Genomic DNA, 13,299 nt, shown 5'->3' on the forward strand with positions numbered 1-13,299 from the left:
GTTGTACGCGCGTACCCGAAAGGACCCGTCCCGCCCATGAGCAGCACCGTCGACGCACCCCGCTCCCCCGTCCCCGTTGTGGCCGGCATCGATGTGGCCACCGCCGCGGTGAGAGTGGTGTGCGCCGATGCCCGCGGGCAGGTCCTCGCCGAGGGGCGGGCGCCGCTCCCCCAGCCGGTACGCGGCGCGGGCGGCCACAGCGAGCAGGACGCCCGCACCTGGTGGCCCGCGGCCGCCGCCGCGCTGCGGCAGGCCACCGGCGCGCTGCCCGGCGGCGGGCGGGAGGTGGTGGCGGTCGCCGTCTGTGCCACCTCCGGGACCCTGGTCCTGGCGAGCCCGGACGGCGAGCCCGTCGGGCCCGCCCTGATGTACGACGACCGGCGGGCCGCCGACCTCAACGCCAAGGCGCAGGGGCTGGGCGCCGGGCGGTGGCGGGCGCTGGGTCTGACGGTCGGCCCGACGGCCGCGCTCGGGAAGCTGATCTGGTACGCGAACCGGGCCGGCTCCGGCCAACGCGTCCTGCACACACCGGACTTGCTCGGCCACAAACTGACCGGGCACCCGGTCGCCACCGACTGGAGCCACGCGCTGAAGACCGGCTACGACCCGCGCGCGGGCGAGTGGGCCACCGAGGTCTTCGACGCCTTTGGTGTCGATGCGGGCCTGCTCCCCCGCGTCCAGCCACCCGGCACCGAGGCCGGCACGGTCTCGGCCGGGGCGGCGGCCGAGACCGGTCTGCCCGTCGGCTGCCGGGTCCGGCTCGGCATGACGGACGGATGCGCGGGCCAGATCGCCACGGGCGCCGTGGAGCCGGGACAGTTCGTCGGCGTACTGGGGACGACGTACGTGCTCAAGGGCGTCACCCGCGACCTGGTCACCGACCCGGCCGGCGCCCTCTACAGCCACCGCCACCCCGACGGCTGGTGGCTGCCCGGCGGCGCCTCGAACACCGGTGGCGAGGCGCTTGCCGCCGTGGACCCGGCCCGGCTGCCCGGCCTCGACGCGGCGGCGGACGCCCGTGGTCCTGCCTCGTGCCTGAACTACCCGCTGCGCCGGGAGGGCGAGCGGTTCCCGTTCGTCTCCGGCGACGCGCGCGGCTTCGTGACCGGTACGCCGCAGGACGAGGCCGACGGGCACCGGGCCGCGCTGGAGGGCGTCGCCTTCCTGGAGCGCCTGGCCCTGGAGCGCGTCCAGGCGCTGGGCGTCGAGGTGCGGGGCCCCCTGCACGCGGCGGGCGGCGGCAGCCGAAGCGACCTGTGGACGCGGATCCGCGCCACGGTCCTGGGCAGGCCGCTGCGCGTCGCCGAACGGGCCGAGACCGCGTTCGGAGCGGCCCTGCTCGCCGCCGCGGGCACGCTCCATCCGGACCTGACGGCCGGTGCGGCGGCCATGACGGCGGCGGGGCGCCTGGTCGAGCCGGTGGAGCGGGAGCGGGCGGCGCTGGACGAGTCGTACGGGAAATTCGTCGCGGAACTGCGTGCGCGGGGCTGGCTGGACGCCGGCTGAGGGCCGGCCGACGCGTTCATCACGGTCCTCGCCGAAGTCGTCAGGCCTCGCAGATGCGGACAGCGGGAGGTGCGGGGACCCTGTAGGGGTGGGGGCGACAAGCTAGGAGGCTAGCCCATGTCCATGATGGACAAGCTCAAGCAGATGATGAAGGGCCACGAGTCCCAGGCCGGGAAGGGCGTCGACAAGGCGGGCGACGCCGTCGACGACCGGACCCAGGGCAAGTACAGCGGCCACGTGGACACCGCCCAGGACAAGCTGAGGGGCCAGCTCGGCAAGGACCAGGACCCGGGCCAGGACCGGCCGCCCCAGCCCTGACCCGATCAGCGGTTCGGTGAGGGCGGGACATCGCTGTCCCGCCCTCACCGCGTGCTGTCGCCGGCCGGCAGGTGTACGACGACGAGGGTCAGGCCTGCGACGAGAAAGTTCCTGGTGGCGGCGTCCAGCCCGTTCCAGTCGGCGGACTGCCACATCGCGAACCACTCGCCCCCGACAGCGATGAATCCGGCGCCGAAGAGCAGCAGCACCATCAGGAGACCGTGGGTGGCCAAGCGCCTCGCCCGGCCGAACTCACCGCTTCGCAGCCCGATCGCCCACTGGGCGGTCGCCACGATCAGCACGAGCGCGGCCACGGTTTCCCACCCGATGATGGCGATGTACGCGATGTCCTGCACCCGCGCCGAGTCGATGGACCGCCACATCAGGTCCTCGTCCTTGAAGGTAGTGTCCATCGCGAGGACGTGCCGTACGAATTCCTGGTTTGTGCCGAAGTCGGTGATGTTGCCGAAGGCGACGAGCGCCATGTAGAGCGCGACCGTGCCGACGAGCGCAGTGGCCGCGGCGGCAAGGGGCCGCGCAGGGCGCGCGCCCGCGTTCCTGACTGTCATATACACCTCGGCGTAGGGTTGTTGAGATGGCCGTGCGTCCGAGTGTCCCGGATGCGCGCGGCTGTGACGATGCCCCCGGCCTACCCAGTATGACCTGTCCACGTCATACTCCGAGGGCCGATCGGGGCGGTCGGCGATCGCCGGCCGACCGAGGGGACCGGGCACATGAGCATGGACCGGCGCGGCTTTCTCACGGGAGCGGCGGTGGTCTCCGCGACCGCTCTGCTCGGATCCCCAAGAGCTGCCGCCGCGGCGCCGCGGACCCTGTCCGTACAGGACTGGATGGCGGGCCTCGCCGACTCCACGCCCGTTCAGCGGCTGACCGTCCCCGGCACCCACGATTCGGGCGCGCGCGTCGGCGGCCCCTGGGTGGCGTGCCAGAACACGTCCGTCGCCGAGCAGCTGCTCAGCGGCATCCGCTTCCTGGACGTACGGTGCCGGGCCGTCGGTGACTCCTTCGCCATCCACCACGGCGCGTACTACCAGAACCTGATGTTCGGTGATGTGCTCATCGCCTGCCAGGACTTCCTGCGGGCCCGCCCCTCCGAGACGGTCCTGATGCGCGTGAAGCAGGAGTACTCGCAGGCGGCCGACGCCGAGTTCCGCCGGATCTTCGACCTCTACCTGGACGGAAAGGGCTGGCGGCCGCTCTTCCGTATCGACGCGGGCCTGCCGACGCTGGGACAGGCGCGCGGCAAGGTCGTCCTGCTCGCCGACAACGGCGGGCTGCCCGGCGTACGGTACGGCGACTCGGCGCTCTTCGACATCCAGGACGACTACATGGCCGAGCCGGGCGCCAAGTACCCGCAGATCGAGGCCCAGTTCCGCGAGGCCGCCCAGCAGCCCGGCAAGCTGTTCCTCAACTACGTCAGTACGTCGGCGCTGCTGCCGCCCCGCTGGAACTCGGACCGCCTCAACCCGCGGGTGCACAGCCTCCTCGACGGGGCGGAGGCGGCCGGCTGGACGGGGCTCGGCGTGGTCCCGATGGACTTCCCCAACACCCGCTCCGGACTGGTGGAGTCCCTGATCCGGCACAACGCCGGCCAAGCCGTCGCACGCCCGGGGATCCGGTAGCCGACGATCTCCGGTCGGTGATTACCGCCCCGCCCGGCTGCTCGGAAACCTCACGCCATACGGGTGAGACACGCCACCAGGTCCTGGACTACCCGCGCTCTGCCCACTAGACCAGCGGCGATGACCATGCCTCTTCCACATGGCGGCACGGCGGCCACGTTCACTGATCCGAGCGCCCCGCTGACGCGCGTCGCCAGGACCGCCCGGTTCGGAGCGCCACGATGTACCTGACCCGCAATGCGCTCGGACAGCCAGGACAGTCCGGACAGCGCGACCGGTCCGGCGCCCCGGCCGTCGGACGGCGGACCCTGACGGCAGGTGTGCTGGCCGGGGCGGCACTGCTGTACAACGGCTGGCTTCTGGAGCTGTCGTTGCCGACCGGCCTGGACTACCGGCATTCGTACGTGAGCGAGCTCTTCGCAGCCGACCAGCCCTTCAGGGTGCTGTTCGGCGGGATGGAGATCGCATGCGCCGTACTGCTGATGACGGGTGCTCTGCTGGCGCGCGATCTGCTGCCCGGCGCCGCGGCCCGTGCCGCCTGGTGGTCGCTGTTCGGATTCGGCGCCTCCTCCCTGGCCGACGTACTGCTGCCCATGGGCTGCGCCCCCTCCCTGGAACCGGCTTGTGAAGCCGTGCACCCCTGGCACACTGTCACGAGCGGGCTGGTCCATTTCTTCCTCTTCGCCTGCATGGTCCTGTTCTGCCTGGCAGCGGCATCCGAACCGTCCCGGGCACCGGTGATCCGCCGCTGGGGCCCACGTCTGCTCGCCGGTGCGCTCGTGTCCGCCGTGATCACCATCGGCCCGCTCGTCGGCCATCCCGGCTGGCACGGTCTCCCCCAGCGAGCCCACGTGTTCCTGGTGGGACTGTGGTTCGCCCTCCTGGCCCGTGAACTCCTCGCACCCGGCGCCCCGGAGAGCCGGCCGGCCGGCCGCACCCCTTGAGTTTCCGGCGAAGCGGAGGAAGCGCCGCGTGGCATCCGTACTCTCCGTGCTGTTCGCCGTCCTGGCGGCGCTGGGCAACGCCACCGGCACGGTGCTGCAGCGGATCGCCGCCCAGCGCGTACCGCCGGGTGACGCCTTCAGTGTCCGGCTGATCCCCCACCTGGTGCACAGCGCGGCGTGGCTCGGCGGGATCGCCGTCATCGTCGTCGCCGCGGCGTGCCAGGCCCTCGCCCTGACCCTGGGGTCGATGTCGCTCGTTCAGCCCATCCTGGTCAGCGAACTGCCGTTCACGCTCCTGATCGCCTGCATGGTCTCCCGGCGTCGGCTTCCCGCGGCCGGCTGGACGGCGGCGGCGATGATCGCCGCGGGCCTCGGCCTGGCACTGGCCGCGGCATCTCCGTACGAACGCCACTCCCATGTCGCGCCGGGCGTGTGGGTACTGACCCTGCTGACGACGGGCGGCGTCATGACGCTCTGCGTGCTGGCCGCCCTGCCGCGACCACGGGGCATGGCACGCGCGGCCCTGTTCAGTTCGGCCTCCGCGATCGGCTACGCCCTGACGGCCACGTTGATGAAGTTCTCCACCACTACGTTCGAACAGCACGGTTTCGGCGCCTTCTTGGCCTGCTGGCAGACCTACGGCTTCGTGGCGGCGGGCGCGTGCTCACTCTTCCTGCTGGCCAACGCCATGGAATCCGGCCCCCTGGTGGCCTCCCAGCCCGCCCTCACGCTGGGAGAGGCGTTGGTCAGCGTGGCACTCGGCATGCTGGTGTACGGAGATCAGGTACGCACCGGGTGGTGGCTGGTCCCGGAGGGCATCGGCGCGGTGATGGTCACCTGGGGCGTGCTGCTGCTGCCCAGGGTCAGGACGGAGGACCAGGACACACCCGCGACCTGACTGTTCCGGCGGCTCGCGGGACGCGGCCGGACGTCATCCGGGATTCCGCCCCGAAGCCCCTCTTCTGCCACGCCCGGATGGCGCAATTGGCCGAAATGCCCCTTTGATAGACCAAAGCGTGCGTCTAGGTGGCGCACGACAACCGAACGGTGTGTGCCACCGGAAGTACGGCGAACGGAGCCGCGCCATGACAACCGACCCGACAATGCCCTCTACGCCCAACGACGACCGCTCGAAGCCGCCCGACGGCTCAGCCGCCGCGTATGCGGACGCCGCCTACGCGGCCGCCAGGAGCGAGTCCACCGGGAGAGCGGCACCCGCGAGTGAAGCCGCCGCGAGTGCGACCCCCGCGAACGTGACGGCCGCCGGCGCCGCCGCCGCGGATGCCTGGCCGCAGGGTGCGGCCCCCGACTCCAGCGACGAGCCCATACGGACTCTGCTGTGGACGGCGGCCACGTGCCGGCCGCTGGAGGAAGTCGCCGCACTCGTGAGCCTGCTCAAGCGGACCGGGGAGGTCCCCAGCCCCGGCGACGAAGCACTGCGCGCAGCCGCCGTGGCCCGTCCCCTGGACGAGGTCCGGCAGCTGGTCGCCATGCTCGCGGAGCACCCGCACGAGGTCGACGAGGCCGACACGACGCTGCGGGCCGCGGCCGTGGGCAGGCCGATCGAGGACGTGGCGCAGCTGGTGAGCATCCTCGGCCACGAGGACGGCGACCCCCAGCGGCCGCCCGCCGGTGAGGCGGCCGTGGCCCCCAAGAAGCGGGGGACGCTCGACGGCGGGACGACGCCCGGCGTGGACGGCCGCAGCACCGACGGCAAGCCCGCCGCCGCCCCCGAGCGGCCGGGTGGGCGCCCTGCGTGGCCCACCCTCGACCCCCGGGGCGTCATCCCGGCCGTCGGCGACGCGCTCGCCGCCGGGCATGGCGGCGACACCGTCTCGCCGGCCCTTCGTTCCGTACTGCGATGGCCCGCGGCCGTTCTCCTCTTCGTCAGCGGCGTCATCCACCTGCCGACGGACTTCGCGCATCTGCGCTCCGGTGGATACGCGGACGCGCTGGCCATCGCCGTCACTGTGCTCTGTCTCGTGTTCGGTGTGTGGCTGGCCGTACGCGACACCATGCGCGTCTGGGCGGCAAGTGCCGCGACCGCCATCGGCATCGTCGCCCTGCACGCGTTGGCGAGCGTCGGCACGGTGGACCTGCTGGAGAGCAGTCTGGGTGAGTCCCTCGCGTGGGCGGACGCCGCAGCGGTGTCCTGTGCCGCGATCGGCGCGGTCCTCGCCGGTTCGGCCCTGTTGCGCCGCCAGAAGGAACCCGACGCGACGAACGGCGTCTGACAGGCAGACAGGCAGGGCCGGATCACCACGGAGGGCGGCCGTATCCGGCCGCCCTCCATCGCGGTCGCGGTGCGGCAGGCTGTTCCCGTACCACTCGTATGCAGCGATCAAGAAAGCCCGGAAACGGGCATATGACGCCGCATATGAATAGTCATCAGCCTGAGCTGCGCGCCGCCGTGCGGCGCCTGGGACGCCGTCATTTCCTCACCTTCACCGCGGCCGCGGCCGCGCTCGCCTTCGCCACCGATCTGCCGGCCGCCGGCGCGGCGAGCGTCCCCGAGCTGGATCCCAGGAAGCTCACAGAGAACCCGTTCACGCTGGGCGTCGCTTCCGGGGACCCGCTGCCGGACAGCGTGTTGCTGTGGACCCGGCTCGCTCCCCGCCCGCTCGAACCCGACAGCGGTCTGCCGGAGAAGCGGGTGGTGGTCACCTGGGAACTGGCCCACGACGAGACGTTCCTGCGGATCGTCAGGATCGGGACGGCCACCGCGCATCCCGAGTTCGACCACACCGTGCATGTCGAAGTCACCGGCCTCGATCCGGACCGTCAGTACCACTACCGGTTTCGCGCGGGGGCGTGGGACAGCCCGACCGGCCGCACCCGCACCGCGCCCGCGGCCGGCACGGCGAAGTCGCGGCTGAAGCTGGCCGCCGTGGCCTGCCAGGCGTACCACCACGGCTACTACACCCCGTACAAGCACCTGGCCGGTGAGGACCTGGACCTGGTCGTGCACCTCGGTGACTATCTCTACGAGTACGCCGTCAACAGCGCCGGCGGCTCCCGGAACTACACCGACCGCCGGCTGCCCGCCCACTTCGACCGCGAGACCATGACGCTCGCGGACTACCGGCTGCGGTACGCCCTGTACAAGTCCGACCCTGATCTCATCGCCGCGCACGCGGCCCACCCGTTCGTCGTCACGTGGGACGACCACGAGACCGAGAACAACTACGCGGGCGAGACGTCCGAGAACAACGTCCCGCCCGAGGAGTTCCTGCTCCGGCGGGCCGGCGCCTACCGCGCGTACTGGGAGAACCAGCCCCTGCGTGCCCCTCAGCAGCCCCGTGGCCCCGACATGCGGCTCTACCGGCGCCTGCGGTTCGGGCAGCTCGCCCAGTTCGACATCCTCGACACCCGCCAGTACCGCTCGAAACCGGCCTACGGGGGCGACTGGCACAAGCCAGGCCCGGAGTCCGAGGCGCCGTCACGCACCATGACCGGCGAGACGCAGGAGCGCTGGCTGCTCGACGGGTGGAAGAGCTCCGGCGCGACCTGGAATGTCGTACCGCAGCAGGTCACCTTCGCACAGCGCCGCGACGTACCGACGGCCGACTTCAAGCTGTCCATGGACGCCTGGGACGGCTATCCCGCCGCGCGAAAGCGGTTCCTCGACGGAGCGGAGGCGGCGGGCGTCGAGAACCTGCTGGTGCTGGACGGTGACGCCCACGTCGGTTACGGCTTCGACCTGAAGAAGGACTTCGACGACCCGGCCTCGCGCACCGTCGGCACCGAGATCTCCACCACCTCGGTCTCCAGCGGCAGGGACGGCGCGGACAAGCTCCCCAACTGGGACAACCTCATTCAGGCGAACCCGCACCTGAAGTTCTACAACGGCCGGCGCGGATACACGGTCATCACCCTGGGCACGGACCGGGCCCGCGCCGACTTCAAGAGCGTCTCAGGGGTCACCGAGCCCGGGGGGACGCTCACCACAGCCGCTTCGTTCGTCACCGAAGCCGGCAGGCCAGGCCTTGCGCCGGCCTGAACCGGCTCTGGCGGGCAGTTATCACCCGCGCCACGGGGGTACCCCTAACCAGCGACGACCCGCAGGCCGTAAGGGCTGTGGGCACCCAGGAACGAGGTGTGCGCAATGAGCGAGAAGGAATCGCGAAAGCCGGACCGCGAGCCCCGGCCGCGCACAGAGAAGGGCCCCGGCGCCCACTCCGGCGCGGAGCGCCAGGCCCAGGAACGGGTTGTGCCCGGAACGGCGAGCGCCCGCGAGGGCTACTCGGAAAAGGGCGGAACAGCGGGCGGTGAAAGCCTCGCCGGTGTGGAATCGTCCGGCGAGGAGCGCGGAGCGCAGCGCTCCCGCAAGGGCGAAGTCACCGACACGCCCGCCCGCCGCAAGCGCCACAGGTGACCCCGGAAAAGGCGGCCTACGTGATCACTGAGGAGCATGTCCGGGATCTTCTGCGCTCGCGCGCGGACGATCCGACGCTGGTCGTCGTCCAGGGCCGGGCCCGGGTGGTCCCGGCGGCCGAGCTGGACAGCGACGACTACCGCGGTGCCATCGAGGTCGTCTCGGCCCAGGATCTCGGCCGGCGCATCGGCGCCCGGCCCCCGTCCGACCAGGACATCACCACTCTGGCGCGGACGCTGGACGCCGCGGTCGCGGAACTGGGCGCCTGACCAACGCCCGGACTCCGGCTTTCACTCACCCCCCGGCCACCGTCATCCCGGACCGCCGTCACCCATGTGGAGTGCCTCGGACGGCCTTCGGGCCGTCCCCGCGTTCCACTGGAGGCGGTAGCGCACGTACCGGGAAACAGTGCATGGGGTGAAATGGCCATGGTCCAGATTTCGATCGTCGTGCCGTGCTACAACGAGAGCGAGGTGATCGAGGCCTTTCATGACGCCGTGATCACCGCTCTCGAACCGCTCGGGACGACCTTCGAGATCTGCTACGTCGACGACGGCAGCAGCGACGGGACCATAGCGATACTCAAGGACCTCGCCGGAGCGGACCGGCGGGTGCGCTACACCTCCTTCAGCCGGAACTTCGGCAAGGAATCCGCGATGCTCGCCGGCATGCGCATGTCCCGGGGCGCCGCGGTCGTCCTCATGGACGCCGATCTCCAACACCCTCCCGAGTTCATCCCCCGCATGCTGGAGCTGCACCAGCACGGGTACGACCAGGTCATCGCCCAGCGCGACCGCACGCACGAGGGGGCGTTGCGGACGGCGCTCTGCCGCGCGTACTACCGCCTCGTACGCCGCTGCATGAACGTCGAGATCGTGAACGGGGCGGGTGATTTCCGGCTCTTGTCGCGACGGGCCATCGACGCCCTCCTGTCGCTTCCGGAGAACAACCGCTTCTCCAAGGGCCTCTTCTCCTGGATCGGCTTCGACACGGTCAGCTTCACGTACGAGAACGTCCAGCGCGCCGCCGGGCAGTCCAAGTGGAGCGGCCGCCATCTGCTGAACTACGGCATCGACGGCCTCATCTCCTTCAACAGCCGCCCGCTGCGCCTCGCCATCCACACCGGTCTCTGGCTCTTCCTGTCCGCGCTCGTGTACGCGCTCTGGATCATCGCGAACGTCGTACTGGACGGGGTCGAAACGCCCGGTTACGCGACACTGATCACCGCTGTCGTCGCGCTCAGTGGAATTCAGCTCGCCACTCTGGGCGTCATCGGCGAGTACGTGGGGCGGATCTACGACGAGTCGAAACGCCGGCCGCACTATGTGGTCCGCGAAACGAACGAGTCCGCCGCCGTGCTCGATTCCGGTCTTTCGCTGGAGCCCGCCGGACAGGCGCGGCCGGAGGCATGAAAGCCCGGGCCCTGCGCCAGTTCGCCGTCTTCGCCGCGATCGGCTTCGTCAACACAGCCGTCTACTACGCGGTGTACGCCTCGCTGAACATCTGGCTGCCGTATCTGGTCGCCCATGGTCTGGGCTGGGCGGTGAGCATCGTCGGATCGTTCCTGCTCAACTCGTACGTCACCCTTCGTACGAAGCCGACCTGGCGGGCCTTCGTCCGCTATCCCCTGTCGGCCGTGGCCAACGTCGTGGGCAGCGGGATCCTGCTGTACGTCGCCGTGAGCCGGCTCGGCATGCCCGAGAACCTCTCCGCGCTCGCCGCCGGTGTCCTCGTCACACCGCTGTCGTTCCTGCTCGCCCGGTGGGCCATCACCTCCGGGGCGGCTGCCACCCGGGCCTCCGGAGAGCGGCCGCAGGGGCCCGAGCCGCAGGTCACGGAAGCCGAGTCGAGTAAGTGACCCGGTCCAGGTGGTAGTAGTCGGCGACGCAGCCGGCCGGCCAGACGTTGCGCCCCTTGCCGCCGAACGGCTCCAGCGTCCCGGCGACCGAGAGCGGTGTGTACGGGAGGACCTTCGCGCCCTTCGCGGCCTGCGCGCGCAGGTACTGGTCCTGACGGTCCCATTTCTGAGCCCGTACGCGCATGTCGTGGCCCAGGTGGGAGAGCGGGGCGGCCAGTCCGAGGACGGCCGCGGCACACACCGCCGCGGCGAGCGCCGTCGCCACGCCGGTCCGCCGCTCGCGCTTGCGCACCGCGCGTCCCAGGAAGGCACCGGCGCCGACGAGGACCACGACGTACAGCAGGAGGTAGTCGTTCCAGGTCCGCTGGGCGGTCACCACGCGTGCGCCGAAGACGGGATAGGTGATGACGGTGCAGAGGTAGCCCGAGAGGAGGAAGGCGAGCGCGCCGAAGGATGTCCACAGCAGCGGCCGGCTGGGCAGCAGGACCGGTGGAGCCCCTTCCCGGCTGCGCACCAGCAGCCCCAGCAGCACTCCGGCCGCGATCGCTCCCACGTACTGCCAGGTCGTGAAGACGGTCTCCAGGATGCGTACGTACCCGCGCAGTGACGCGATCAGCGACTCCGGGGCCAGCATGGAGGTGGTTTCGAGGCCGAACCGGTCGCGTCGCCTGCGCCCTCCGGGGGAGGTCATCAGGACGATCGTGCCGATGCCGATTCCGGCCATGCCGACCAGAGCCCAGCAGCGGGCGACGGTCAGGGCCCGCTCGGTGAAGATCCAGCGGCCGAGCAGTACGACAGCGGAGAGCACCACCAGGCAGACCACCGACGCTTCCTCGGACAGCGTGCCCATGAAGACACCGGCGACGAGCACGACGGCCAGGGCGGCGATCATGCCCCGGCGGCCGCGTGCCACCAGGAGCGGGAGGGCCGCCGCGCAGGCCAGAACGGGAGCCAGGGTGTGCGAGACGGAGGCGGCGGGCCAGTAGAACGTCTTGTACGTATTGGGAGTGGCGAAGAGGAAGACCGCCGTGATCATGGACGCCACGAGCAGCGGGACTCCACGGGGCGCCGTACGGCCGGCCCTGCGCAGCAGCAGGACGGTCAGGGCCCACAGCACAACCAGCATGATCACGCCGCTGATCAGGGCGAACCACTGATGGCCGGCGACCGGGAACTGGGCGTACATCCCGACGAGCAGGCCATTGCCGATCCGGCCGTTGTCGGTGGCGTAGAACTTCTCGACCATTCCCCAGACACCGAGGTCACGGACCTTGGGCAGGAAGCACCATTCGTCCGCGCTGGGGCGGACGTGACGGCCCAGCCACGCCCCCGCCGTGAGCAGCCCGAGCGGCAGCAGGCACAGGCCCGTCGTCCAGACGGCCGTCCACGACCGGAAGAGGCCCAGGCCCGTTCCGCTCCCCCGGCCGGGTCCGCCTCCGCCCGGTACCGGTTCGCGCGGGATGGCGACACCCGGTGCAGCCGTCACAAGGTCTCCTCTTCACCGCCGGATTCCGCAGCGGAACCTGTCCACCGCTCGGAATCGTGACCGGCGACGGTGCGTCCGGAGGGAAGCCCACGCCGCCGCGCGCCCGTTTGCCGCCCAATGGAGCAACCCACGGCGCACGACCCACGGCGCATGCCTGACGGTGGTCGGACCCGGTGTCAGTAGTCGAGTCCCAGCGCGGGCAGCACGAAGTAGCCGTCGTCCCCGCAGCTGATGTCCCGCACCTTCAGATCCGCCGGGCTCCGCGCGCCGCGCGCCCGGGCGTCGGCTATGAGGAGCCGGGCGAGGGCCTCCCCGCTCTCCTGGCCCGGCTCCGAGAATTCGGCCTTCCAGACGTGCTCGGTCCGCTTCTGCCAGCCGAGGTCGCGCATGGCCGACTCGCGTTCCGGGCTCTCGTCGCCGTCCCTCACCTGCATGTGTGCGAACAGACCCGTGCCCGGCTGGAAGCCGACGACCCCGCATCGGTGGTCGTCGGCGGAGTTGTAGAGCTGGAACCCGGCCCAGTCCCCGACCATCGCCGGCAACTGCTCGCTCCAGGCGGCCAGCAGCATCCCCAGCGACTCCTCCAGGTGCTCCCAGTTCGTGACCGGGCGCATCACGGGGAGCATGCCCAGGCAGCGGCAGCCGCCCACGAGCCGCTCTCCCTCGTGGCGGTGCAGCAGCCACAGGTACGGAAGATCGTCGTACGAAGACACCTGCTCCTCGCCGTCCCCGACGCCGTAGTCGAAGTACCAGCAGTCCATGCGCTCCAGCTCGCCGCTGGGGTGCACACTGAGGTCCGCGCCGAAGGTCCGGCCGTCCAGCACCAGCGTCCACTGCCCGCTCCGCCACCGGACCTGCGGCCCGCCCGCCGAGCCGCCGCACCAGGCCGGCTGCCCGACCCGCCCGGTGATGGCGTCCATCACCTCACGGAAGGCCTGGCCGCGCTCCTGGACACTCCACTCGTACGCGAACTCCTTTATCCGTACGGCGTTGTACCCGGTCTCCTCCGGTTCCGGCCGGCTCAGCAGCCGCTCGGCGAGGTCCGCTGCCGCGTCCAGGGTGTAGGTGTGCGGCACACTGCTCATTTCCGTATCGCTCATGAAGATCAGCCTGTCAGACACCACTGACAATCCGGCGTACGCGTGTGCGACGGGGGTCTGGTCGGCGAA

At 71.1% G+C, this 13,299-nt stretch carries 14 protein-coding genes; 11 read left to right on the plus strand and 3 right to left on the minus strand.

The annotated features are described in order from the left end of the window. Positions 1-36: 36 nt before the first annotated feature. Together J7E91_RS13600 and J7E91_RS13605 are read left to right on the plus strand one after the other, a co-directional pair. The gene (locus J7E91_RS13600; protein ID WP_214902868.1) at positions 37-1,506 is read left to right on the plus strand and encodes an FGGY-family carbohydrate kinase; all 1,470 of its coding nucleotides are present in this window, start codon (positions 37-39) and stop codon (positions 1,504-1,506) included. A gap of 117 nt (positions 1,507-1,623) precedes the next feature. After that, a complete protein-coding gene (locus J7E91_RS13605) occupies positions 1,624-1,824 on the plus strand; it encodes an antitoxin (protein WP_214902870.1) in 201 nt (66 codons plus the stop codon). A gap of 44 nt (positions 1,825-1,868) precedes the next feature. Here J7E91_RS13605 and J7E91_RS13610 read toward each other — a convergent pair whose 3' ends face one another. After that, the gene (locus J7E91_RS13610; protein ID WP_214902873.1) at positions 1,869-2,393 is read right to left on the minus strand and encodes a DUF2165 domain-containing protein; all 525 of its coding nucleotides are present in this window, start codon (positions 2,391-2,393) and stop codon (positions 1,869-1,871) included. A 171-nt stretch (positions 2,394-2,564) separates the two neighbouring features. Here J7E91_RS13610 and J7E91_RS13615 point away from each other — a divergent pair, with 171 nt between their 5' ends. The 9 genes from J7E91_RS13615 (at position 2,565) to J7E91_RS13655 (ending at position 10,644) form a co-directional block, all read left to right on the plus strand. Next, positions 2,565-3,467: a phosphatidylinositol-specific phospholipase C gene (locus J7E91_RS13615; protein WP_214903426.1), complete on the plus strand. Its 903-nt coding sequence runs from the start codon at positions 2,565-2,567 to the stop codon at positions 3,465-3,467. A 221-nt stretch (positions 3,468-3,688) separates the two neighbouring features. Further along, positions 3,689-4,411 carry a DUF998 domain-containing protein gene (locus J7E91_RS13620; RefSeq protein WP_214902876.1) on the plus strand — a complete coding sequence of 241 codons (723 nt, stop codon included), beginning with the start codon at positions 3,689-3,691 and terminating at the stop codon, positions 4,409-4,411. Positions 4,412-4,439: 28 nt separating this feature from the next. Beyond that, positions 4,440-5,309 carry a DMT family transporter gene (locus tag J7E91_RS13625; protein ID WP_214902879.1) on the plus strand — a complete coding sequence of 290 codons (870 nt, stop codon included), beginning with the start codon at positions 4,440-4,442 and terminating at the stop codon, positions 5,307-5,309. A gap of 187 nt (positions 5,310-5,496) precedes the next feature. Further along, positions 5,497-6,645 (plus strand): hypothetical protein, encoded by a 1,149-nt coding sequence (locus J7E91_RS13630; protein ID WP_251015607.1) that lies wholly within the window; start codon positions 5,497-5,499, stop codon positions 6,643-6,645. Positions 6,646-6,788: 143 nt separating this feature from the next. Next, a complete protein-coding gene (locus tag J7E91_RS13635; RefSeq protein ID WP_374224692.1) occupies positions 6,789-8,411 on the plus strand; it encodes an alkaline phosphatase in 1,623 nt (540 codons plus the stop codon). A 105-nt stretch (positions 8,412-8,516) separates the two neighbouring features. Further along, positions 8,517-8,786, plus strand: a complete 270-nt coding sequence (locus J7E91_RS13640) for a hypothetical protein (protein WP_214902884.1) — start codon at positions 8,517-8,519, stop codon at positions 8,784-8,786. Positions 8,787-8,806: 20 nt separating this feature from the next. Further along, entirely contained in the window at positions 8,807-9,055 is a 249-nt protein-coding gene (locus J7E91_RS13645; protein ID WP_214902887.1) for a hypothetical protein, read from the plus strand. A gap of 159 nt (positions 9,056-9,214) precedes the next feature. Continuing rightward, the gene (locus J7E91_RS13650) at positions 9,215-10,198 is read left to right on the plus strand and encodes a glycosyltransferase family 2 protein (protein ID WP_251015608.1); all 984 of its coding nucleotides are present in this window, start codon (positions 9,215-9,217) and stop codon (positions 10,196-10,198) included. After that, on the plus strand, positions 10,195-10,644 hold the full coding sequence (locus tag J7E91_RS13655; RefSeq protein ID WP_214902896.1) for a GtrA family protein: 450 nt from the start codon (positions 10,195-10,197) through the stop codon (positions 10,642-10,644). Before J7E91_RS13650 ends, J7E91_RS13655 begins: the two co-directional genes overlap by 4 nt. Here the strand turns inward: J7E91_RS13655 and J7E91_RS13660 are convergent. Next, positions 10,619-12,130, minus strand: a complete 1,512-nt coding sequence (locus J7E91_RS13660) for a DUF6056 family protein (protein WP_374224693.1) — start codon at positions 12,128-12,130, stop codon at positions 10,619-10,621. The two genes, J7E91_RS13655 and J7E91_RS13660, sit on opposite strands and share 26 nt — an antisense overlap. Before the next feature lie 176 nt (positions 12,131-12,306). Further along, a complete protein-coding gene (locus J7E91_RS13665; protein WP_214902902.1) occupies positions 12,307-13,230 on the minus strand; it encodes a hypothetical protein in 924 nt (307 codons plus the stop codon). Positions 13,231-13,299: the final 69 nt, after the last annotated feature.

The sequence above is a fragment of the Streptomyces sp. ISL-99 genome (assembly GCF_018614005.1).
GTDB lineage: Bacteria > Actinomycetota > Actinomycetes > Streptomycetales > Streptomycetaceae > Streptomyces > Streptomyces flavidovirens.